The following is a 22,591-nucleotide window of genomic DNA, read 5'->3' as shown; positions in this document are numbered from 1 at the left end:
GTGTTATTTTAGTTTATTATAAAACAGTAGAGGTGTTCTTTATTATTAAAAAAATTAAGGGGAAGACTTATGAAAAAAATCTTGTCGTTTTTCTGTTTTTTGTAGGGACACTATTTCTGTTTGTGTCACCAACAGAAGCAGCAATGACACCATCTGTTTTTTATAGAACGCATACTCAAACTGTTGGTTGGCAAGGCTTGTTTCAAACGATGCTCAATCAGGTACGACTGGTCAAGCACGACGATTAGAAGCGATTCAGATAAAATTAACTGGAGAGCTCGCAAATCAGTATGGTGTTCAATATCGGCGCATGTTCAAAGTATTGGTTGGCAAGCTTGGGTTAAAAATGGCGCTACCTCTGGTACAGAAGGATAATCTAAGAGATTTGAGGCACTTGAGATTAAATTAGTTAAAAAAGTTGCTATAACAGTTACTTCAACCACTTATGCTAATAAATTTATGCGATTGACCAAGATAGCAGAACTGATATCTTGGTAGATGATGTTATAGCGAGAACTTCTCCTGTATCAGCAAAAACTTTCCATGGTGTTATTGTTGAGTCTGACAAAGAAGTTATCACTTCAGATGGTAATATTTATGTGCAGATTGTATATAAAGTGCAAAATACAAAGTTTGCCCCCAATATTCGTGCTGCTGCTAATCATTGGAATCAACTTTTTGGAAGAACAATATTTATTGAAGCAAGTACTTCTACTAAAGTGGAAGATATTAATTTGATATTTAATAATGTTTCAAGTGGTAGTTTCTTGGCACGAGTATTCTCTATGGGTAGAATAGAACTGAATACTTATTATTTGGGCAAGCATACACTGGAATAAAAGTTACTAATGTTGTTGAGCATGAATTAGGTCATATTATGGGGTTGAGTCATACTGGAGAATTTTCTACATCTCCCATATCAGATCCTGTTACTCAAGTAAACTCGTGGACGTGGTCTAATTATAGAGATACGATGTGGTCGTCTAATGTTCAAGGGGATATGATATCGCAGAGTGAGGATACTTCTAGCGATGTTAATGCAGTAAAATTAGTTATAGCATCTAAAAAGTATGGTTTAACATCACCATTGATACAGAATAATATGCCGTATCCTGAAGTTTGGATAGAGGATAATGCTCAATTAGAAATAGATTCAGAAGGTAAAGATGGTATGTGTCCAGTAGAGATGACAGCGGCTCCGAATGGTGCCGTTGCGAAAACTTCTTATAGTAAGGTATCCAAAATGCCATTTATAGCACTCGTAGTTATTTTTATAACTAGCGTAGTGATGGGAGTTACGCTCATTGTTAACAGAAAGAGTCAAAATTAATTTTGAGATTTCATAAAAAATCAAAAAATTCGTGAGCAATCATGGATTTTTTTCGTATATAAAAGTAGGAGGTTGATGAGATGATACAGGAAATAGCGCAGACGATGCTTTCAAAGGCGGTTGATTTTGGGGCAAGTGATGTTTACATATTGCCAGTTAAAAAAGGTTTTTCAGTTGTTTTTCGGAAGTCAACGCAACGTGACAATTATCAGTTACTCTCAGATACTGAGGGTCAAAGTCTCATCTCCCATTTCAAGTTTACAGCTGGGATGAATGTTGGTGAGAAACGTCGCCCACAACTGGGGTCTTGCCTGTATCCGTTTTCGGGTAGAAAGTTTCGGTTACGACTATCTTCAGCAGGAGATTTTGAGAGTCGCGAAAGTCTGGTGATTCGATTGTTACATGATAGGGAGAGACCGCTCGCCTTTTGGTTTGAGACTGACTTACCACAAGTTGAAAATTTAGTGGCAAGGCGTGGTCTTTATCTATTTGCAGGACCAGTTGGCTCAGGCAAAACGACACTGATGCATCATATTGCCAAACAGAAATTTTCAGGTCAACAGGTCATTACGATAGAAGATCCAGTTGAGATTGTCTCGCCGGACTTGCTCCAATTCCAACTAAATGAAGCGATTGGCAATACCTATGATAGTTTGATTAAACTGTCCTTGCGTCATATGCCCGATCTTGTGATTGTCGGTGAAATTCGAGATCAAGAAACTGCGCGAGCTGTTATGAGAGCGAGTTTGACGGGCTATACCGTCTTTTCAACGATTCATGCTAAGTCAATCGCAGGAGTATATGCGCGGCTATTAGAGCTCGGGGTAACAAAAGAAGAAATCAAAAATTCGCTGTCAGGCGTTATCTATCAACGGTTGATTGCAGGAAAGGGGGTATTGGACAGTGCCGATAAAGCATTTGAAATCCACGCCAACGACAAGTGGCATGACAAGATTAAAAAAATGGTTACAGCTGGACATCTCACGCCTGATCAGGCGGCAACCGAAGAGATTAACGATTAAACAACAAGTCAAGCTGATGCAACTCATGAATAATCTCTTTTCGAGTGGCTTTCATTTAGCAGAAATTGTTAATTTTTTAAGTCGGTCGAAATTGGTCGAGGCAAAATTTGTGACGACTATGCGAGAAGGCTTAGCAAATGGTCAAACTCTCTCGCAAATCCTAAATGAGCTACGCTTTTCAAACTCGGTCGTCACGCAAGTCGCCTTGGCAGATTATCACGGCAATACACAGCAAACGCTACACTTGATAACAGAAAATCTAACGAAGGTGCAAAAAGTCAGGCAAAAATTGGTGACTGTAGCAACTTATCCTGTTATTTTACTCGTCTTTCTGATAGGCATCGTGCTAGGCTTAAAAACTTATCTGCTACCGCAGGTTGAAACCAATAACTTTGCGGGGATAGTGATTACGATACTTCCTTGGCTTTTCCTCGGACTGGGCCTCCTGTTATCAGTTCTTGTATTAGGGGTGATTCGGTATTTTAAAATAACTTCACCATTAACCAATGTGCAAAGATTGGGGCATTTCCCTTTGATTCAAACTTATTTGAAACTTTATCTGACGGCTTTTTATGCCCGAGAATGGGGGAATCTGATTAAGCAAGGGTTGGAAATGCGGCAGATATTAGAGATGATGACCACGCAAAAGAATCAACTTTTTCGAGAAATCGGGCAAGACTTGTTAGATGCCATGCAGCTTGGACAAGAATTTCATGGCAAAATTCATCACTACAGTTTTTTCACACCAGAATTAGCTTTGATTATTGAGTACGGCGAAATGAAAGCCAAACTAGGCGATGAACTGCTCGTCTATGCAGATGAATCGTGGACCAAATTTTTTGAAAAGATTGAAAAAGGTATGACTATTATCCAACCACTAGTTTTTTTATTTGTAGCTCTGATGATTGTCTTGATTTACGCCGCCATGTTGTTACCGATTTATGCTCAGATGGATCTGGGGATGTAGACTGTATAGGAATGCCCCGCTTGGACGAAGCGCAAGGGTAGATCAAGTTTTAAGAAGTCATGAAATGGCATCGCAGAAAGGAAAAAATATGAAAAATAGCGCAACCCTCAGAAAAATTAAGAAGAAACAGGTCGCTGGTTTCACTTTGATTGAAATGTTAGTCGTTTTATTAATCATTAGTGTTCTGATTTTACTCTTTGTTCCCAATCTTTCCAAGCAAAAAGAAACGGTCAAGAATACCGGTAATGGCGCAGTTGTGAAGGTGGTCAATTCGCAAGCCGAGCTTTATAAATTGGAACATACAGATGAGGTCACATTAAGCAAGTTAGTCAGCAATGGCAACATTACGCAAAAGCAGGCGGATACTTACAATGAGTACTATACGAAAAATACGACTGAAACACGTGAACTTTCCAATTAGAGCTTTCACTTTATTGGAAAGTTTGCTCACTTTATCGCTCACTTGTTTTCTGATTTTGATGTTTTCGGCAACTTTTCAGAAAACTGTCCATATTATTCGGGGGGAGTTGTTTGTTTTGCAATTTGAGATGATTTTGAAAAATCAACAAGCACAGGCTGTCACAAATGCAGCGCCTAGAAATCTGTCGGCGTTCAATGGTACAGTCAAAGTTAACGGTGCCAATCAACCTGTTCCGAAAGAAACGCAATTCTCAGATTTTGACATCACCTTTAAGGAGAACGGTAATCTTCAATCAATCAAGGAGGCGAAAATCGTGATTTCACTGCCCTATGAAGGAGACAGAGAAATCACCTATCAGCTCCAGCTAGGAAGTGGTCAATATAAAAAAACAACAAGTTAAGGCTTATATTTTACTGGAAAGCATCATGGCGATGGCTTTGTTGGTGGTCTTGTCAAGCCTTGTATTAGCAGAAGTTTCGGCAAGTCGTGCGCAGGTAGCGAGACAAAATCAAGATATTGAAGTCTTAAATGTGGGGTTAATGGCATTTGATAGCAAACAAAGTCATCTGCGAGAAAATGGTGTTAGCGTGACTGTGATAAAAACAGATAAACAAGTGGTGTTAGAAAGTTCAGGACAGGAGGTATTGCGCCTTGAAATTTTACAAGAAACCCCTTAGAGCCTTTACTTTATTGGAGTGTTTGGTGGCACTTTTGTCGATGAGTTTGTCAATGCTTGTGATTCAAGGCATGACAGAGTTAATTGCGCAGGAATTTAAGGCCATCCGTCAATCAGATGATAAAAATTGGCAAAATTTTTCAAATCTGCTGAGGCGTGAACTAGAGCGCGCAGAATTCTATAAAGTATCCGATAATTTTCTCTATGTCAACACACCCAAGGGTGAATTAAGGTTTGGTGTAAGGGGAGGAGCGGATGATTTTCGTAAAACCAATGCGCAAGGACAAGGGTATCAACCAATGATTTATGAGGTATCTTCTGCCGATATTTCAAATGTTGGTAATCTTGTAACTATTCATATGAAGTTTAGCAAAGGAGGTGAGCGAACATTTATCTATGCATTTTCAAACGTCAAGTAAAAGGTGGCATCATGCTCTATGCGTTGGTCATGGCAGTCATTTTCGGGATGATTTTAAGTTTTTATCTGAGTGCTGTTGTTGATAATCAGAAGAATCTGATGAGCCAGAAAGCTTTTTTGAGCGCACAGCTCATGGCGAAGATGACACAGGAGCGGGTTAGCAACCAAAAATCAGGTCAGATTCGATTTAATACTGGGCTTTCTGAGTATCAACAAATGGGCGGTGTACTTAAAGTAACTGTTCGCTTAGAAAATACAAGAATTTATCATTTTGAATTACCGCATGTGGTAAAATAGAAACATGAAAAGCAATAGAACACCTTCTAAAACGGCACAAAACGACACTTTTCAAAGTGGCAATAAATTGAAAGAAATATGTCAAGAATGCTATAGCGATCATAAACGGATAACGCCGTTATTAAATCCGTTAGATTGTTTACACAACCATGTCCAATATATTTGTGGCACTTGTGGCCGCTGTATTTGTATCAATCCTGACGAAAAGCGAGGAAGTCAAAGGTGGTATTTTCCTTTTAAGTCTTTGGATATTGCCAAACTTTATTTGAGAACTGCAGATTATACTGTTAAAAAAAGCTGTGGCATCTATGAGCTTCAAAGTGCGACAGGTAGGATATCCTATAAAATTTTCGTAGATATTGAGGCGTTGTTACTTTATTTGAAGCGAAATACAAATAAACGATGCCCAACGCAGACTCCTTTATTTGTAAAGGAAGATTATCGAGAATATTCAGATACAGAAGTTAAAAAATTGACATCTAAAGAAATTGAAGTCTATCTATCCGAACGATGATACGAAAGACTGCTTCTGAGATACGCTATTGCTTACTGTGAGGAATAACTCTTTTATTTGGTATAATGGGTGGTTCAAAATAATAAAGTTTGTTTTCAGTGAATTTGTGAAGCAATTTTGGATGCTGAACATGGCATGGTATAATAGATATATGGAAATTACAGAAAAAGCACCGGCTAAAATTAACCTAGGCTTGGATGTCATCGGCAAGCGCAATGATGGCTATCATGAGCTGGATATGATTATGACAAGTGTTGATTTGGCGGATCGTATTACTGTACGAGAACTTGAGAATGAACAGGTGATTCGCTTACGGTCTAACTCTAGCTTTGTTCCGCTTAACAAAAAAAATCACGCCTATAAAGCGGCCATGGTGCTGAAAAAGACATTTGACATCAAAAAAGGTGTCGAAATTTATATTGACAAAAAAACGCCAGTTGCAGCTGGTCTAGCAGGTGGTTCATCAGATGCTGCAGCGACTTTACGCGCACTCAATCAACTTTGGCAGCTTAATCTAACAACGTCAGAATTGGCGAAATTAGGAGAACAAATCGGCTCAGATGTTCCTTATTGTGTTTACGGTAAGACGGCGCGTGTGACTGGTCGGGGGGAGCACATCCGACCGATTGAAAATCCGAAAAAATTTTGGGTGATTCTTGTGAAACCGTCATTTGGCGTTTCAACACCTGAAATTTTTCGTCGTGTCAAGGTGGATAAAATTCAGCATCCAGATATTGATGCTTTAGAAAAGGCAGTCGTTAATTCTGATTTTGATGGTCTACTTCAAAATATTGGCAATGCATTAGAAGCTGTCACATTAGCCAAACATCCCTTGATTTCAAAGATTAAGGAGCGGTTATTGGCGAGCGGTGCGGATGGTGTGCTAATGAGTGGGAGTGGGCCAACTGTTTTTGCACTGTGTCAACAAGAGAAAAAAGCCCAACGTATTTGTAACAGTATCAAGGGGTTTTGTGATGAAGTCTACCTAGTGAGAATGCTTTAGAAGAGGATGTCCTCGTTGGTAAAGCTGCCGAGAAGTTGCAGCAACTGCACGCTAAAATTTATCAAGATTTTTTAAGGAAACAGATATCGACTGAGTCTGTTTTTTTGATTGACATTTTTATCTGGGATGATATACTTAACTGGTAAAGGAAATCACAAGATATGAAAAAGAAAACACAACAGGTCGGCCAACAAATCGATAGGTTATTGACCAAGATCATGCAACTGGCTGAAAATAAACAAGAAGTTTTGCTAGGAAAGTGTGAGTCCGATGCGGGCTTGACCAACACACAAGAGCATATTTTGATGTTGCTTCTGCATGAAAAATTGACGAACGCTAAACTCGCTGAGAAACTCAATATTTCACCAGCTGCCGTGACTAAGGCGCTGAAAAAATTGCAGCAACTGAATCTGACGCATTCGGAAAAATCAGCTTCTGATGATCGGATTGTGCTTTGGCGTCTGTCCAAAACAGGTCAGCCGATTGCAGAAGAACATGTCCATCATCATCAAGCCACGCTTGCAACCTACGACCATATTGCTGACGCATTTTCTGAAAATGAACAGCAAACTATCGCAAGATTTCTGGAAAAATTGGAAAAGGAGTTTTAATGAACTACATCACAGTGAAAAAATTGAGCTTCGTCTACGATGCTGAACCAGTTCTGGAAAATGTTGCCTTTCGAATTAATGCCGGCGAGTTTGTTACTTTGACAGGTGAAAACGGAGCAGCCAAGTCCACGCTCGTCAAAGCCACCCTAGGCATCATCAAACCTAAGACGGGTGCGGTTACCATAGCCAAGCAAAATATTAAGGGCAAAAAATTGAGAATTTCTTATCTTCCGCAACAGATTGCCAGTTTTAATGCCGACTTTCCAAGCACGGTCAAGGAATTTGTGACCAGTGGTCGTTTTCCGCGAAATGGTTGGTTTAAGCGCATTACCCAGCATGATTTGGAGCATGTTGAGAAATCATTACGCTCGGTTGGTATGTGGGAACAGCGTGATCAGCGGATGGGTGCCTTGTCAGGGGGACAAAAGCAACGGGTGGCCATTGCCAGAATGTTTGCCAGTGACCCTGATTTATTCATTTTGGATGAACCAACGACAGGAATGGATGATGTCAGTCGTTCAGAATTTTATCGTTTGATGAGCCATGCTGCCCACAAACACGGTAAAGCAGTTTTGATGATTACACACGATGCCGAAGATGTCAAAGCTTTTTCTGATCGCAATATTCATCTGGCGCGTAAGCAAAATACGCATTGGCGCTGTTTTAGTGTTCATGACAATACTGCTGAACAAGGCAACGAAGCCTTGAAAAATCAGGAGGTAAGTGGTGTTTAGTCTCTTCCAATATGAATTTATGCAACGTGCCTTCTTTGCCATTGTTGCCATGTCCTTATTTGCCCCCCTTTTAGGTGTTTTTCTCGTCCTGCGCCGCCAAAGTTTGATGAGTGATACGCTCAGCCATGTATCGTTAGCAGGTGTTGCTTTTGGTTTATTTATCGGGATATCGCCTAATCTCTCAACCATTGTTGTTGTGATTTTAGCAGCCATCCTTCTCGAATATTTGCGAACACTCTATCGCAATTTTCTGGAAGTTGCCACAGCTATTCTGATGAGCCTTGGTTTATCACTCGCTTTGATTTTTGCTAATACCGGTCATGGGAAAGGCATCAACCTTGATCAATATCTTTTTGGCTCGATTGTGACCGTTTCCCAAACTCAAGTTATCCTGCTTGCGATTTTGGCGGTTGTTGTCCTCGTCGTTTTTGCGCTCTTCATGCGCCCCATGTACGTGATGACTTTTGATGAGGATACAGCTTTTGTTGATGGCCTACCTGTTCGGCTCATGTCAACTATGTTTAATGTCGTCACAGGGATTGCCATTGCCCTGATGATTCCAGTTGCAGGTGCCCTCCTAGTTTCAGCCATTATGGTTATGCCAGCATCTATCGCTATGCGAATCGGCTTGACCTTTAAGCGTGTCCTAGCACTTGCTGTCATCATCGGCTTTATCGGTATGTTAGCAGGCTTAGTCATTTCCTATGAAAGTGGTGCACCAGCCAGTGCGACCATCACCCTTGTTTTTGTTGGCGTCTTTGTCCTGACCCTCATCATGGGTCAGGTCAAGAAACTCAGGACTTAAATTAAAGTTGTGACAGTTGGCAATTGAAAATGAAGTCTGCATTTCGGGGGAGGAGTAATTCTCCGGTGCGAATTTTTCAAGGAAGAGGCTCCTTTTAATGTTGAAATTCCAGATTTTTTAAATATTTTTGGAGAGTTTTAGAAAATGACTTATTTGAAACCGTTAAACAACATGGTAAGCCTATTATTGGTGAATCTGAAAACAGAGGTCATGAGTTGTCAAACATGATTGCTAATATTGGCTCTTAGCTAAGAAATTTTTATAATACATTTTTTTGATAAAGCGCTTGCATTATTTTTTGAACTGTGTTATACTTAGTTTAAAGTAAATAATAAATAAAATTGTGTAACTATTAGATTAGGCATAACCAGTTCATTCTTATATGATGGTTATGTCTATTTTTGTTTATATTTGTATACAGATGGGAGGTTTGTGTAAATTGAAAGTTGTTCAATCATTGAATCAGAATGCCTTGTTGATCAAAGACGATAAGAATAATGAATTGATTGCTCTGGGAAAAGGAATCGGATTTGGAAAAAAGAAAGGAGATACTATAGATAAATCGAATATTTCTTCATTCTATAGATTTCAGTCAACTGCTCAGGAACAAAAAATAATAGATGAGCTGAAAGAAATTGACGAAAATGTCTTGACAATGGCAGAAGATGTTGCGGTGAAATTTAACAAGGAGCTGAATGGAGCTCTAGCGGAATCTTTTGTTTTTACTTTGGCAAGCCACATACAATTTTCAATAGAAAGAAATGAGAAGTTCCAGATAAGTGACGAAGCTTTCCTTTATGAGTTCAAGTATCTCTATCCCAAAGAGTATGCTTTGGGAAAAGCTGCCGTGCAGTATCTTAATGAGAGGTACAAGTTGAATTTTCCGGAAAGTGAGGTTACATTCTTTACGCTTCACTTTGTCAATGCGCTAACTGATACAGGTGATTTGACAGAGATTATCAGACTGAATAAACTTATGGAGGAGATTTTAGATCTTGTCAGTGAAGAAAGTCAGTTTGAAATTGACAAGGATTCTGTGAATTATTCTCGTTTCATCTTGCATTTAAGGTATTTTCTAATGCGCCAATTATCAAGCAATGAGCAAAGAGTAGATAGTAATTTAAAAATTTTATCTCTTTATCAGGATACAGCAAAATCTTGTCCAAGAGAAATGAAGGCAGTTGAAAAGATAAAAAGATTTTTAAAAGAATACTATGGCATCACATTTAATAGCTCAGAAGAACTTTATCTTCTGTTACATGTCGTCAGGTTACTTGGGGAGGAAAACTAGTGAGTATGATTAAAGAGATGCTACATGATGATTTAATTAATGATGTAGAAAAGTCGGTTTCCAATGAAGCGTTCTTCAAAAATGCTTCTCAGCGGCTTTTGGAGCTAAACTATGTTTACGATACCTTTGAAGCAGCAATTATTGAACGAGAAGCGGCTTATCCGACAGGTTTGGAACTTGAAAAAATTTCAATAGCTATTCCGCATACAGATTCTATTCATATTAAGTCACCGTTTATTTTCATCAACAAAATTGCGCATGAAGGAATAGAATTTATCCAAATGGGAACAGATGATGTACCTGTAAAACCGGAGTACATCATGGTTTTAGGCATTACAGAACCCAAAAAGCAAGTGGGGTTACTCGCAGAATTGATAGAGTTATTTAGTGATGATGCTTTCTTACAAACACTTAGAGATGCTAAAAGTGTGATGGCAATCAAAAATGCTTTTTTAAGCGGAAAGGAGTAAAAGGTCGAATAAATTCAATTAGTTCATTTTAATTGAAGAAAGTCATTAGCAATAGAAAGAAGGACAAAATGAAAAATATCTTATTAGCATGCGGTTCAGGAATCGCAACATCCACTGCCGTACATCAAAAAGTTAATCAAGCTTTAGATGAAAATGGTTTTGCAGGCAAGTACAAAATTAACCAGATAAAGGTAATGGAAGCAGTCAGTATGCAGGATAGTTACGATTTTCTTATCGCTACGACTCAGCCACCTCAAGGGTTAAAGATTCCTTTCGTTTCAGGCGTAAGTTTCTTGACAGGGGTTGGAAAAGAGAAAGCCATTCAACAAATTTTGGATTTAATGAATCAATAATTGAAAAGGAGTAAGTTAAGATGGATACAGTGATTAGTTTCTTCCAGTTTATTCAAGGATTAGGCGTTTCTGTGGTAATGCCGATTGTGATTACGATCCTTGGACTTTGTTTTCGCACAGGAGTCGGAAAATCAATCCGTGCCGGTTTAATGGTAGGTGTTGGTTTCATCGGACTTAACCTAGTAATTAACTCCCTCTTGGGAACAAGTTTAGCTCCGGCAGTTCAATCTATGGTAGCCCGATTCGGCTTGCATTTGTCAGTTATTGATGTCGGATGGCCAGCAGCAGCGGCTATTGCAATGGGGTCAACGGTTGGCTTGATTATTATCCCTCTAGGTTTAGTTGTTAATATTGTCATGATTTTGACAAACACAACACAGACGGTTGATGTTGATATCTGGGATTACTGGCATTTTGCCTTCACAGGGGCTCTCAGTGCCATTCTGACAAATTCAATGGCAATTGGTATTATTGTTGCAGTCATCAACATGGTGATTGTTATGGTACTTGGCGATGTGACAGCACCAATGGTTGAAGAGTCACTTGATTTACCGGGTGTTTCTTTACCTCACGGCTTTACAACGGCTTACGTACCAATTGCTTTAGTCGTCAATAAAATGATTGATGTGATTCCTGGTATCAATAAAATTAACATCAACATGGAGACTGCTCAGAGACGTTTCGGAGTCTTCGGAGAGCCTATTTTACTCGGTACATTTATGGGGTTAATCATTGGTATTTTGGCAGGTTATGATGTGACAAAGGTATTGACACTGGCTGTTTCTCTTGGTGCAGTTCTGGTGTTAATTCCTAAAATGGCTGCTCTGTTGATGGAAGGTTTGATTCCTATCTCTGATGCTGCTTCTGATTTTATTCAAATGCACTTCAAGAGTCGTGGGAAAATCTATATTGGCCTTGATTCAGCCGTTGGTGTCGGACATCCAGTGACACTGTCTATTGCCTTTATCCTTGTTCCAATTGCAATTTTCTTAGCTGTCATTCTGCCCGGTAATCATGTACTGCCATTTGCAGATTTAGCGGTTATTCCGTGGATGTTTGTCTTGATTACACCAGTCGTAAAACAAAACGGTTTCAGAGGCATCATCGTAGGGATTATTGTTTTAACAATTGGTCTTTATATCGCAACAGACTTAGCACCCTATATCACACAAGCCGCTAAAGATGTGAACTTCAAGATGCCAGAAGGTGCAAGTCAAATTTCTTCTATTTGTGATGGTGCAAATCCCTTGACTTGGGTTCTTTTCTCACTAAATAAATTAGGTTGGATTGGAACAGGTATTGGTGGTGTGATTGCGTTCGCAATGGCAATTTGGAATCGTATGCGTATTAAAAAAGAAGCACAACTGATGCATGAAGCCGAGTTAGATGCTTAAAGTATTTTTAGGTTAAAAATGGGAAGAGGTCGGATATGAAAAGTTTTGAATATGATAAGAAACTCTATCTATTTGATGTTTTAATAACGGGAGTTGTTTCCTTTTTGGCAATGCTTGTGTTGCTTATTCTAGCATTGTTGAATATCCTACCTATTATTACGGGTCTTTTTGCGATAGTTGCTGCGTATAGTTTTTGGAACACCTTCATTGCAAAAGTTCATCCTAAAATCGTGACAATTGAAGGGAAAAATTTTAGCTTTACATCCGTTAACAGAACAGATCATTATAACATGGATGAGCTAACCTTATTTAAGATAAGAGAATTTCCTTCAGCGGCAAAAATCTATTTGCGTATTAATGGTGGTGGGCTTGTAAAGGGACGTTATTGGATTAATGCTGGGAAATACGAAGATGGCAAAGAACTCTTTATGTCTTTACTGAATTTAGAATATGAGAAGCATCCGGATAGTCTAAAGGCTATTGCAAGAAGAAAGAATACTTTTTATAACGAAAAGGTTAAGGGGAAAAAAGCAATAGAAATGGAGAATTTGTAAATGTATCAAAAAGAAAAGCAGGAAGTACTTGATACGGCTTTAAAATTAGATAAATATCAGCTGATTGCACTTTCTGGTGGAAATGTCAGTATGAGACTGCCAGACGGTAATATTTTGGTTACACCGTCTGGGATGATTTATGATGAAATGGTTGCAGATGATATTCTCTTGGTAGATCCAAAAGGAAATGTTCTCGAAGGGACACGAAGGAAGAGTGTCGACACAGAAGCGATTTGTTATGTTTTTGAAAAAATGCCGAAAGTCAATGCAGTCATTCATACACATCAACCATATGCTACAGGATTGGGGTTGGTTTATGATCAAATTGATTGTGACTTGTCAACGATTGCAAATGCCAATAAAGGTCATATCACGGTAGCCCCTTATTCTACCGCAGCAAATATAGATATGGGAATTAAAGTAGTTGATTATATCGGTGAGTCAACAGCGGTAGTGTTGAAAAATCACGGCGTAGTTGGCATCGGCGCAAATTTGCACGATGCCCTTTATTCAGTGGTTTATCTGGAAGAAGGAGCAAAAACATTATTTGTAGCTCGTGCCGTTGGAGGAGAAATTGCAAAAATGACGCCAGAACAGGTGCAAGAAGCAGTCGGCGTTTTCGAACATTATGGACAGGATAAAGTTTAATGAATAAAATGAAAAAAGTAGTTAAAGCACCATTTTTCATGTTCAACCCGAAATCCTATCTTTACGGGGAAGAATTATTAAAAATGGCTGTAAAAGCAGATGAGTTGGCTGAAAAATATCCAGAAATAACAGTCTTTGTGACCTGTCCATTTGCAGATATATCGACAGTTGCAGCTACAACCCAAAATATCATCGTGACAGCTCAGCATATGGACGGGATTCAACCTGGACGAGGGATGGGGCATGTGCTTCCAGAATCCATTTATGCAGCGGGTGCGCGTGCAGTTTTCCTAAATCATGCAGAACGTGCTTTGACATTGGCAGAATTGACAGCCTCTATGAAACGAGCAAGAGAGCTTGAGATTTTGACTATTGTATGTGCAGACTCTTTGGAAGAAGCGCTTGCGGTTGCTATGCTGAATCCCGATATCATTCTTTGCGAACCTACCGAACTTATCGGAACAGGGCAAACGAGTGATGACTCTTATATTAATGAGACTAACGAAGCCGTGAGAGCGATTAATAAAGATGTTCTAATTATGCAGGCTTCAGGCGTTTCAACTGCTGAAGATGTCTATCACATCTTATCCATCGGAGCACATGGCACAGGTTGCACAAGTGGCATTACGAATGCAGGCTCACCAATCAAAATGCTGGAAGATATGGTTGAAGCAGCCCATAAAGTTTATTTAAGAAATGAGGAAAGGAAATAAATCATGACAATAAAACATGGGCAAATAAAAGTGGCGTCGAATGGTCGACGAGTTACTTATACGAATATTACAGATGATGTAAAAAAATTTATTAAAGAATCAGGTATCAAAGACGGCATGCTTTTGATAAGCTCACAGCACACTACTTGCTCTGTCGTGTTTGAAGAGTTCGTCCATGATCTTGACTGGAATGGAGATGAACTCTTGCAGGTAGATTTGAATCGTATTTTAGATCAACTTATTCCGCCTCAGCTTACTGAAAGTGACTACCTTTATCCTGGACAGAAACATGTAGATTTTCTCTATGATCTTGCAAAGGTAGATCCGTCATTTCCAACAGATCCGGCCACAATTTTGAATGCAGATGCTCATTTAAGAGCTTCAATGTTTGGATCTAATGAAAGCGTTATTATAAAAGATGGTAAGGCGTTGATTGGCTCAGTCGGTTATCTATATTTTATTGATTGGGACAGAAATAGAGTGAGAACACGTACTTGTAATTTAATGATAATGGGTGAATAGGAGAACATCATGATAGTTTTTGGAAAAGAAATGCTGGAAAAAGCCAGAATTGGAAAATATGCCATACCAGCTGCCAACTTTTTCGACAGTAATTCGGCGAGAGTTTATGTGGAGACTGCTGAAAGATTGAAAAAACCTTTGATTTTAGCATTTGCAGAAAAGCATTTGGGCATGATGTCTCTGGAGGAAGCAGCGGAAATAGGGAAATATTATGCTGAAAAATCAAGTACACCGGTAGTGCTTCATTTAGATCATGGCGTTACGGAAAGTCGTATTCTTAAATCGATGGATCTTGGATTTTCATCTGTCATGATTGATGCCTCTGCGGATTCTTTTGAAGATAATTTAAGACGCTCGAAGTTTATTGCAGAGGAAGCGCATAAACGTGGCATCGTTGTTGAAGCTGAAATTGGACATGTAGGATCTAATGGAAACGGAGAATTCAAGGAAGAAGAAGAAAGTATTTATACTGATGTAGATGAAGCAGTAAATTTCGCAAAAGAATCAGGAGTGGATTCACTGGCTATCTCTATTGGCACTTCTCATGGCACCTACAAAGGCACACCGAAAATCAATTTTGACAGACTTCATGAAATTTATTGTGAAATAAAAGTTCCGCTGGTACTCCACGGTGGCTCATCATCAGGAGATGGGAATTTGGGTCGTTGTGCGACAGAAGGAATCGCTAAGATAAATATCTTCACAGATTTCATCGTTGCGGCAAGGGATGCGATGTATGCTCAAAAATATGATGACTTTTTTGACATGAAAAAAGCAGCAGATGTTGCAATGGCTCAAACACTTGAGCACTACTTTAAAGTATTTCATACCAAATAAAGAGAAGTTGTGACATTCAAAAATTTTCTAGACTGGAGTCTGGGATAAAAATCGAAAAATAGCTAAATTATACTATTTTTCGATTTTTATCCCAGACTCTTTTTGACTGTTATATCATTTTTAAACGAGATTTAGTTGGAGCACGCCAATGTTACCTCAAAACTTTTAGAGGGTGCAGTCACCTTGATTTTGGCATGGGAAAAAGGGTGTGTGAGGGTCAAGTGTTTCGCGTGTAACATCAGTCGATCGGCTTTGCGACCATTATACAGGGTGTCACCCATGATAGAATGTCCTAGACTGCTGAGATGTACGCGAATTTGGTGCGTCCGTCCGGTTTCAAGCTGACACTGAACCAAAGTATGAACTGCCAAACGTTTCAAAACATGAATATGCGTCACTGCACGCTGTCCACCTCGACCCACGATAAGTCGCCGTTTTTTGTCATGGCGATCAGTTCCGATAGCTTGATTAATCGTCAACTTATCTTGGGCGAATTGTCCAGCACACAAGGCTTGATAGGTGCGATGAATCTGTCTATCCTGCAACATTTGATCCAAAATAGGTAGAACAAACGGATTTTTAGCAAGTAAAACAGCGCCAGAAGTTTCAAAGTCTAAACGGTGAACGACATAAACTGGCGTACCGCAAGCCGCTGCAATATGATTTTGCAAAGCGATTTCAGCCTTGTCATTGCCGTGTGTTTTCATGTTTTCGGGCTTATTAACAATGACGAGATGGTCATCCTCGTATAAAATCAAGGACTTGCCTAGTTGTTTGTCACCAAAAACCAACTGTTTAGCAGGGAAATCTTCAGTATCAAATAGGACAGTGATTTGGTCGCCGCCGCTAATTGGATCAGAAAACCGAGCTACGGCACCATTGACTAGTAGATGTCGCTTGATTCTCAAAAAATGTCGTTGTTTTTTTGGCACAAGCCACTCGGTCGTTAAAAGATTTTCCACCGACATCTTCTTTAGGTCAGCGGGGAGTTTTATCGTGAATTTCATGTAGCTATTATATCAAAAATATGCTATTCTATTTTGAAATAACTCATCAAATTTGATGTCTTGTTGAAATTGATTGGCTTGATTGCATTGAAGGTGTTGATATTTGGCGGTATCACTTTATTATTAGTCAGTATGCATTACCCGAAGTAAGCTATGATTTTTGCAGTACTCGTTGTGATAAATCTATTAGTCAGTTTCTATTTTAAAACAGCATAATCAAATAGATATTAGCACTAACGCCTAACGATACGGTGCATTGACTAAAATATGGTAGAATAGAGCTATGACAGAAAACGAAGTAAAGAAGTCGAGTTTAAGTCGAACGCGAAAAAATGCCGATCCAGAATTAGATCGAAAAGCCAAAATTAAAACCCAAAAGCGACAATTGATGCCTGCGCCGATTAAGCGTTTTTGGAAACGGTATAATTTGACCAAAATCACAATTGCCTTGGTCCTTTTTTTGGTGCTGTCTATTGCGAGCTACCTGCTTTTTCTAGCCAAAACAGCCAATGTCGAAACGCTTAAGCAATCGATGGAAGCGCGGACGGAAATTATTGATAAAGACGGGCAATCTGCAGGTGCCATGTATGGTCAAAAAGGGACGACGGTTAATTTTGACGAGATTTCAGATAATCTTAAAAATGCTGTAATTGCAACAGAAGACCGAACTTTTTATGATAATAATGGGATTAATTTTAAGCGGACACTTTTAGCTGTCGTAACGTTAGGGAAATTCGGCGGTGGGTCAACGATTACCCAGCAGTTAGCTAAAAATGCTTATCTAACCCAGAAGCAAACCGTCGATCGTAAGGCTAAGGAATTATTCCTAGCCCTTGAAATTAATAAAAAGTACGATAAAAAAGATATTTTAACCATGTACCTGAATAATTCTTATTTTGGCAATGGGATATGGGGAATTCAGGACGCGAGTCTTAAATACTATGGCAAGTCAGCTAAGGATTTATCAGTAGAAGAGGCGGCGACGCTTGCTGGGATTCTCAAGTGGCCGGAAGTCTATAATCCGCTGTATAAGGATGGTAAGTTCGCTAAAGATCGTAGGGATACGGTCTTGCAAAATATGGTTAATGCGGGATACATTAAGCAAGCAGACGCTGAAGCAAGTATGCAAATCGGGATTACGAGTAATCTAGCGGATGCTTATGTCGGTAAAGATGATGACTATAACTATCCGAGCTATTTCGATGCGGTGATTCAGGAAGCGATTAATGTTTATGGTTTAACTGAACATGATATTTTAAATAACGGTTACAAAATTTATACCGGTCTGGATCAGAATATGCAGACAGGGATGCAGACAACCTATGCCAATACCTACCAATTCCCAGTCGCTGCAGATGGTGTCAGTGCGCAGTCGGCATCCGTTGCGATTAATCCGAGTACAGGGGAAGTGGAAGCGCTGATTGGTCGGGTGCCAACAACGGATAATGATAGTTTCCGTGGCTTTAACTTTGCGACCCAATCTGGTCGAAGTCCTGGATCAACGATTAAACCTTTAGTTGTCTATACGCCAGCGATTGAGGCGGGCTGGTCGATTAACAAGACAGTTATTGATGAACCTACGAATTACGACGGTTGGCAGCCACTCAATGCCGATCGACAATGGCATGGCAGTATGCCCATGTATCAAGCGCTTGCCAATTCCTATAATATCCCAGCCATTAATACCTTTAAAGCTATTGGTATTAAAACTGGCGTTGCGAAAGGGAAAAAATTTGGGCTCAGTCTGACGGATAAAAATGATACTTTGGCGACGGCGCTTGGCGCTGGTGTTGAGACAAATCCATGGCAGATGGCACAAGCCTATGCCACGTTTGCAAATGATGGGATTATGAATGAAGCCCATCTCATCAAGAAAATCGTCAGTGCATCTGGGACAACCGTTGCGACTGCAAAAGGGAAAGCAACGCGCGTAATTGATAGCCAAACGGCACAAAAGATGACTTCGATGATGTTAGGTACCTATACAAATGGGACAGGGATTTATGCAGCACCGTACGGCTATACCTTGGCAGGAAAAACGGGAACTAATGAAGACATTGACCAATGGGTTATCGGTTATACACCTGATGTAGTGATGACGCTCTGGTTAGGCTATGAAAACCCTGAAAGTGAGTTACATCGACTGGATGGGACATCAACTGGAACAGCATCAGAAATCTTCAGAACGATGGCAAGTACGGTTCTGCCATATGCGAATAACACACAATTCAAGGAAGAAAATGCTTATAGCTTAGCAGGGGTAGAGCCCGTTACAACGGCATCAGAGGATCCAGCTACCAATGGTGTTGTTGAGGATGCTAAGAGCAAAGCCAAAGATATCAAGGACAAGGCTAAATCTTTCACAGACAAAGCTGGTGAAAAGGCTAAAGAAGTTGGCGGCAATATCTGGGATCGTGTGAGGTCTTGGTTTGACTAGTTAGTTGCCCAATAATCAAAATTTAGATAACACTACAAAAACATAGCTTTTTGTTTGGTGGAAAAGAGTTTTTACTTTTCGATATTTTGTAATTTGACTAATGGGCTATATTTTGGTAAAATAATAAGCTGGAGACAAATATATGATTAAAAAAGCGAGCTTAGCTTGTACGGTCTGCGGATCGCGCAACTATTCGATAGCTGTCAGTTCAAACGGGCGTGATAAACGTCTCGAAGTGAACAAATTCTGCAAAACATGTGGAAAATACACCTTGCATAAGGAGACTAGGTAATGTTTAAATTTATCAATTCAATTGTTGCTGAAATGCGCCTTGTTACATGGCCATCACGCTCAGAAGCGGTGAAAGATTTTGGCATGGTCATTCAATATTCAGTATTTTTCATGGTGTTTATCATGATTTTTGACTGGATTGTTAAAAGTGGTGTCACACAAGCTGTTAAATTATTGGTACCAATGATCAAATAATGTGGTATAATATGGGAAAGGGGCGAAAAGCCTTTTTCTTGTACCAAAAAGATACTCTAAATTGTTATAAAAGGTCGCCCCATTGATTGGGTTATGGGTGCCTCGGCACTTGTCTATTTAAGGAGAAATTATCATGTCAGACACATTTGAAGAAAACATTGAACAAGCAGCGGCTCAAGAACAAGTTGTAAACTTTGAACAAGGGTGGTTTGTCATTCAAACCTATTCTGGTTACGAAAATAAAGTGAAGGAAAACTTGCTTGAACGCGCGCAAACCTACAATATGACGGATAATATTTTGCGCATCGAGATTCCGACAGAGACCGTTGACAAAGAAGTCAATGGTAAACGTAAAGAAGTTGAAGAAAATCTCTTTCCGGGTTATGTTTTAGTTGAGATGAATATGACGGATGAGGCTTGGTTTGTCGTGCGGAATACGCCGAATGTGACAGGATTCGTTGGTTCTCACGGTAACCGTTCAAAACCGACACCGCTATTTGAAGAAGAAATCCAAGAGATTCTGCAAGGTATGGGCAAACTTGTCCGTGAAATTACCTTTGATGTCTATGTTGGTAAGCCAATTAAAATTATTGACGGTGCCTTCGCTGGATTTGAAGGACCGATTACAGAAGTCAATGGAGATAAGGTGAAAGTGACGGTTGACATGTTTGGACGTGAAACGCCAGTTGAGCTTGATCTACAACAAATTGATGAGCTTGATCACTGATTGTTAGAGTAGAAAAACTTCCGAAAAATAGTTGGAAGTTTTTTGAAATATTCTGACAATTATGCTACAATATGACTAACTGAAATGCCAATCATGAGGAGCCAAAAATGACTTTAATTTACCAATCAACGCACGATAAAACCAATCAAGTAACCGCTAGTCAAGCCATTCTTCAAGGTCTTGCGACAGATGGAGGTCTCTACGTACCGACTGAAACACCAAATGTTAAGTTGGATTTTGAGACGCTGAAAAATGCCAGTTATCAAGAAGTTGCGACGCTTGTTTTATCAGCTTTTTTAGACGATTTTACAGCGCAAGAGATTGCTTATTGTGTCGAAAATGCCTATGATAGTAAGTTTGATGATGCGGCTATTGCCCCGCTTGTTAAGTTGGATGGTCAGTATAACCTTGAGTTGTTCCACGGCAATACGATTGCTTTCAAGGATATGGCACTCTCTATCTTACCTTATCTCATGACGACAGCTGCCAAAAAACATGGTGTAGATCGTGAGATTGTCATCTTGACGGCGACGTCTGGGGACACTGGTAAAGCTGCAATGGCTGGCTTTGCAGATGTTTCGGGAACGAAAATCGTTGTTTTCTATCCAAAAGATGGGGTTTCAAAAATTCAAGAACGGCAAATGACGACTCAAGTTGGTGACAATGTCAAGGTCATCGCGATTGATGGTAACTTTGACAATGCCCAGACCAACGTCAAAGCCATGTTTAATAATCAAGCCTTGCGTGATAAAATGCTGGCTAATGGCAAACAATTTTCAAGTGCCAATTCGATGAATATTGGTCGTCTTGTCCCGCAGATTGCTTACTATGTTTACGCTTATGCGCAGCTTGTTAAATCGAATACGATTGAAAATGGAGCTGAAATCAACTTTACTGTACCGACAGGTAATTTTGGGAACATTTTAGCGGGTTACTATGCCAAACAAATCGGCTTGCCAGTAGGTAAGCTCATCTGTGCCTCGAATGAAAATAATGTCCTGACAGATTTCTTCCGCACTGGCACCTATGATAAAAACCGGGACTTTTTCGTGACGAGTTCGCCATCAATGGACATTTTGGTGTCATCTAATCTTGAACGTCTGATTTTCCATTTGACGGGAGACAGTGATGTCGCAACATCGGAGTTAATGGCAAGTCTGAACACAACAGGTACTTATAAAATCACTGACGACATGTTGTCAGAGCTTAGTGGTTTTTATGCAGACTATGCAGATGAGGCTGAAATTTCTGCTCAAATCGCAGTGACTTTCGAAGCTAATCACTATGTTGAAGATCCACACACTGCGGTCGCAAGTGCTGTTTATCAAAAATACCTTGCTGAAGTACAAGACCCAACACCAACTGTCATTGTCTCAACAGCTAGTCCTTATAAGTTTCCGAAAGTCGTTGTCGAAAGTTTGACGACATTGGCAGGGCAAGAAGATGACTTTGATTTGGTTAAAAAACTAGAAGAAATTTCAGGTACGCCACTGCCCAAAGCGGTTTCGGAGCTATTTGGAGCACCGATCTTACATCATACGGTCATTCCGGCAGATGAGATGCAAGCAGCGGTAGAAGAATATCTATCACTAAACTAATAAATAGAAGAAAGACCCCAGAACATAAATCTGAGGTCTTTCTTCTATCATAAATTAGTTTTATTTTTGTTTCAACAAATCACGGATTTCTTTCAATGTCTCAACTTCTTCATTGATAGCAGCAATTTCTTCGGCTTCTTCTGTTTGCTTGGCAGAGAAAAGTTTGTTAATCGCTTTAATCAGGATGAAAATGACAAAGGCTGTGATGATGAAATTTAAAACGTCATTCAAAAATTTGCCATAAGCAAAGGTGGCGTTGCCGAGCTTGAAACTGAGTTTAGCCAACGCGCCGTTATGAACGAAAATACCAATCAGTGGATTGATCAGATTGTCAACTAAAGATTTGACGATAGCGGTAAAGGCGCCACCAATAATGACACCAACTGCCAAATCAAGGACGTTACCTCTTAAAATAAATGCTTTAAATTCTTTTAACACTAAAAAACCTCCTCGTATAATATATTCTAGTAGTGATTAACCACTACGATTTTTACCTAATTGATATTAATTTTCACTTGACTACTGAGCCGTTTCTCAGAGATAATAGTTCTGGAATGGACTCACGGATTTTGCTTATCCTCCTTGTTGCTTAGTCTTCATTCTTTAGTCTGCAACCCAAGCGATTACTGCACGTCAAACCCACTAGCTGTTTCCACTTTGATAACTCTGACTCTAGTAGAAGTCAGGCGGTAAGTTAGATAAGTGACAAGTATTCTATTATGCGAGGATGATGGGTAATCATGTTTCTGGGGAGCG

The 22,591-nt window shown here is 39.6% G+C and carries 31 protein-coding genes and 1 pseudogene; 30 read left to right on the top strand and 2 right to left on the bottom strand.

What is annotated here, in order from left to right; genetic code table 11:
* Window positions 1-187: 187 nt before the first annotated feature.
* From ACYQ21_RS01175 to ACYQ21_RS01055, 25 genes and pseudogenes are all read left to right on the top strand, one after another.
* Window positions 188-235: pseudogene (locus ACYQ21_RS01175) on the top strand (hypothetical protein); the annotation flags it as partial.
* Window positions 217-375, top strand: a complete 159-nt coding sequence (locus ACYQ21_RS01170) for a hypothetical protein (RefSeq protein ID WP_460054402.1) — start codon at window positions 217-219, stop codon at window positions 373-375. The pseudogene ACYQ21_RS01175 and the gene ACYQ21_RS01170, both read left to right, overlap by 19 nt.
* A 116-nt stretch (window positions 376-491) precedes the next feature.
* Window positions 492-839 carry a hypothetical protein gene (locus ACYQ21_RS01165; protein ID WP_460054283.1) on the top strand — a complete coding sequence of 116 codons (348 nt, stop codon included), beginning with the start codon at window positions 492-494 and terminating at the stop codon, window positions 837-839.
* A 44-nt stretch (window positions 840-883) separates the two neighbouring features.
* Window positions 884-1,330 carry a hypothetical protein gene (locus ACYQ21_RS01160; RefSeq protein ID WP_460054281.1) on the top strand — a complete coding sequence of 149 codons (447 nt, stop codon included), beginning with the start codon at window positions 884-886 and terminating at the stop codon, window positions 1,328-1,330.
* Between the two features lie 80 nt (window positions 1,331-1,410).
* Window positions 1,411-2,352 carry a competence type IV pilus ATPase ComGA gene (gene comGA / locus ACYQ21_RS01155; RefSeq protein WP_460054279.1) on the top strand — a complete coding sequence of 314 codons (942 nt, stop codon included), beginning with the start codon at window positions 1,411-1,413 and terminating at the stop codon, window positions 2,350-2,352.
* Window positions 2,276-3,319 carry a competence type IV pilus assembly protein ComGB gene (gene comGB, locus ACYQ21_RS01150; RefSeq protein ID WP_460054276.1) on the top strand — a complete coding sequence of 348 codons (1,044 nt, stop codon included), beginning with the start codon at window positions 2,276-2,278 and terminating at the stop codon, window positions 3,317-3,319. The genes comGA and comGB overlap by 77 nt, the downstream gene beginning before the upstream one ends.
* Window positions 3,320-3,407: 88 nt before the next feature.
* Entirely contained in the window at window positions 3,408-3,740 is a 333-nt protein-coding gene (comGC, locus tag ACYQ21_RS01145; protein ID WP_460054399.1) for a competence type IV pilus major pilin ComGC, read from the top strand.
* A complete protein-coding gene (comGD, locus tag ACYQ21_RS01140) occupies window positions 3,655-4,140 on the top strand; it encodes a competence type IV pilus minor pilin ComGD (protein WP_460054275.1) in 486 nt (161 codons plus the stop codon). Before comGC ends, comGD begins: the two co-directional genes overlap by 86 nt.
* Complete coding sequence (comGE, locus tag ACYQ21_RS01135) at window positions 4,112-4,417, top strand: competence type IV pilus minor pilin ComGE (RefSeq protein WP_460054272.1); 306 nt, start codon at window positions 4,112-4,114, stop codon at window positions 4,415-4,417. Before comGD ends, comGE begins: the two co-directional genes overlap by 29 nt.
* A complete protein-coding gene (comGF, locus tag ACYQ21_RS01130) occupies window positions 4,392-4,835 on the top strand; it encodes a competence type IV pilus minor pilin ComGF (RefSeq protein ID WP_460054270.1) in 444 nt (147 codons plus the stop codon). Before comGE ends, comGF begins: the two co-directional genes overlap by 26 nt.
* A gap of 11 nt (window positions 4,836-4,846) precedes the next feature.
* Window positions 4,847-5,131 (top strand): competence type IV pilus minor pilin ComGG, encoded by a 285-nt coding sequence (comGG, locus tag ACYQ21_RS01125; protein ID WP_460054268.1) that lies wholly within the window; start codon window positions 4,847-4,849, stop codon window positions 5,129-5,131.
* Between the two features lie 4 nt (window positions 5,132-5,135).
* Window positions 5,136-5,645 carry a hypothetical protein gene (locus ACYQ21_RS01120; protein WP_460054266.1) on the top strand — a complete coding sequence of 170 codons (510 nt, stop codon included), beginning with the start codon at window positions 5,136-5,138 and terminating at the stop codon, window positions 5,643-5,645.
* A 151-nt stretch (window positions 5,646-5,796) separates the two neighbouring features.
* On the top strand, window positions 5,797-6,648 hold the full coding sequence (gene ispE / locus ACYQ21_RS01115; protein WP_460054264.1) for a 4-(cytidine 5'-diphospho)-2-C-methyl-D-erythritol kinase: 852 nt from the start codon (window positions 5,797-5,799) through the stop codon (window positions 6,646-6,648).
* A gap of 161 nt (window positions 6,649-6,809) precedes the next feature.
* On the top strand, window positions 6,810-7,259 hold the full coding sequence (locus ACYQ21_RS01110) for a zinc-dependent MarR family transcriptional regulator (protein WP_460054262.1): 450 nt from the start codon (window positions 6,810-6,812) through the stop codon (window positions 7,257-7,259).
* On the top strand, window positions 7,259-7,993 hold the full coding sequence (locus tag ACYQ21_RS01105; protein WP_460054260.1) for a metal ABC transporter ATP-binding protein: 735 nt from the start codon (window positions 7,259-7,261) through the stop codon (window positions 7,991-7,993). The genes ACYQ21_RS01110 and ACYQ21_RS01105 overlap by 1 nt, the downstream gene beginning before the upstream one ends.
* Window positions 7,986-8,798 carry a metal ABC transporter permease gene (locus ACYQ21_RS01100; RefSeq protein ID WP_460054396.1) on the top strand — a complete coding sequence of 271 codons (813 nt, stop codon included), beginning with the start codon at window positions 7,986-7,988 and terminating at the stop codon, window positions 8,796-8,798. The genes ACYQ21_RS01105 and ACYQ21_RS01100 overlap by 8 nt, the downstream gene beginning before the upstream one ends.
* A gap of 391 nt (window positions 8,799-9,189) precedes the next feature.
* Window positions 9,190-10,089, top strand: coding sequence for a PRD domain-containing protein (locus ACYQ21_RS01095; protein ID WP_460054257.1), 900 nt, complete (start codon window positions 9,190-9,192; stop codon window positions 10,087-10,089).
* 5 nt (window positions 10,090-10,094) lie between these two features.
* Window positions 10,095-10,559: a PTS sugar transporter subunit IIA gene (locus tag ACYQ21_RS01090; RefSeq protein ID WP_460054255.1), complete on the top strand. Its 465-nt coding sequence runs from the start codon at window positions 10,095-10,097 to the stop codon at window positions 10,557-10,559.
* 68 nt (window positions 10,560-10,627) lie between these two features.
* The gene (locus tag ACYQ21_RS01085) at window positions 10,628-10,912 is read left to right on the top strand and encodes a PTS sugar transporter subunit IIB (protein WP_460054254.1); all 285 of its coding nucleotides are present in this window, start codon (window positions 10,628-10,630) and stop codon (window positions 10,910-10,912) included.
* Window positions 10,913-10,932: 20 nt separating this feature from the next.
* Window positions 10,933-12,306: a PTS galactitol transporter subunit IIC gene (locus ACYQ21_RS01080; protein WP_460054252.1), complete on the top strand. Its 1,374-nt coding sequence runs from the start codon at window positions 10,933-10,935 to the stop codon at window positions 12,304-12,306.
* 35 nt (window positions 12,307-12,341) lie between these two features.
* Complete coding sequence (locus tag ACYQ21_RS01075) at window positions 12,342-12,860, top strand: hypothetical protein (protein ID WP_460054250.1); 519 nt, start codon at window positions 12,342-12,344, stop codon at window positions 12,858-12,860.
* Complete coding sequence (locus tag ACYQ21_RS01070) at window positions 12,861-13,508, top strand: class II aldolase/adducin family protein (RefSeq protein WP_460054247.1); 648 nt, start codon at window positions 12,861-12,863, stop codon at window positions 13,506-13,508.
* Window positions 13,509-13,516: 8 nt separating this feature from the next.
* Window positions 13,517-14,221: a triose-phosphate isomerase gene (locus ACYQ21_RS01065; protein ID WP_460054395.1), complete on the top strand. Its 705-nt coding sequence runs from the start codon at window positions 13,517-13,519 to the stop codon at window positions 14,219-14,221.
* Window positions 14,222-14,224: 3 nt separating this feature from the next.
* Window positions 14,225-14,743, top strand: coding sequence for a YjbQ family protein (locus ACYQ21_RS01060; protein ID WP_460054245.1), 519 nt, complete (start codon window positions 14,225-14,227; stop codon window positions 14,741-14,743).
* A 9-nt stretch (window positions 14,744-14,752) separates the two neighbouring features.
* Window positions 14,753-15,580 (top strand): class II fructose-bisphosphate aldolase, encoded by an 828-nt coding sequence (locus ACYQ21_RS01055; protein WP_460054243.1) that lies wholly within the window; start codon window positions 14,753-14,755, stop codon window positions 15,578-15,580.
* 131 nt (window positions 15,581-15,711) lie between these two features.
* Here the strand turns inward: ACYQ21_RS01055 and ACYQ21_RS01050 are convergent, their stop codons facing one another.
* Window positions 15,712-16,587, bottom strand: coding sequence for an RluA family pseudouridine synthase (locus ACYQ21_RS01050; RefSeq protein WP_460054241.1), 876 nt, complete (start codon window positions 16,585-16,587; stop codon window positions 15,712-15,714).
* Between the two features lie 283 nt (window positions 16,588-16,870).
* On the opposite strand from ACYQ21_RS01050, the gene ACYQ21_RS01045 reads away from it, so the two are divergent.
* The 5 genes from ACYQ21_RS01045 to thrC all read left to right on the top strand — a co-directional run bounded on the left by ACYQ21_RS01045 (window position 16,871) and on the right by thrC (window position 21,835).
* Window positions 16,871-19,024, top strand: a complete 2,154-nt coding sequence (locus ACYQ21_RS01045; RefSeq protein ID WP_460054240.1) for a transglycosylase domain-containing protein — start codon at window positions 16,871-16,873, stop codon at window positions 19,022-19,024.
* A gap of 142 nt (window positions 19,025-19,166) precedes the next feature.
* Window positions 19,167-19,316 carry a 50S ribosomal protein L33 gene (gene rpmG, locus ACYQ21_RS01040; protein ID WP_460054238.1) on the top strand — a complete coding sequence of 50 codons (150 nt, stop codon included), beginning with the start codon at window positions 19,167-19,169 and terminating at the stop codon, window positions 19,314-19,316.
* Complete coding sequence (gene secE, locus ACYQ21_RS01035; RefSeq protein ID WP_460054236.1) at window positions 19,316-19,510, top strand: preprotein translocase subunit SecE; 195 nt, start codon at window positions 19,316-19,318, stop codon at window positions 19,508-19,510. The genes rpmG and secE overlap by 1 nt, the downstream gene beginning before the upstream one ends.
* Before the next feature lie 133 nt (window positions 19,511-19,643).
* Entirely contained in the window at window positions 19,644-20,237 is a 594-nt protein-coding gene (gene nusG / locus ACYQ21_RS01030; RefSeq protein ID WP_460054235.1) for a transcription termination/antitermination protein NusG, read from the top strand.
* Between the two features lie 107 nt (window positions 20,238-20,344).
* Window positions 20,345-21,835 (top strand): threonine synthase, encoded by a 1,491-nt coding sequence (thrC, locus tag ACYQ21_RS01025; RefSeq protein WP_460054233.1) that lies wholly within the window; start codon window positions 20,345-20,347, stop codon window positions 21,833-21,835.
* A 60-nt stretch (window positions 21,836-21,895) separates the two neighbouring features.
* Here the strand turns inward: thrC and mscL are convergent, their stop codons facing one another.
* Window positions 21,896-22,273, bottom strand: a complete 378-nt coding sequence (mscL, locus tag ACYQ21_RS01020) for a large-conductance mechanosensitive channel protein MscL (RefSeq protein WP_460054232.1) — start codon at window positions 22,271-22,273, stop codon at window positions 21,896-21,898.
* Between the last annotated feature and the right edge of the window lie 318 nt (window positions 22,274-22,591).

It is taken from the genome of Pseudolactococcus yaeyamensis, from assembly GCF_054658615.1.
This window is presented reverse-complemented; position numbering and strand designations above follow the sequence as displayed.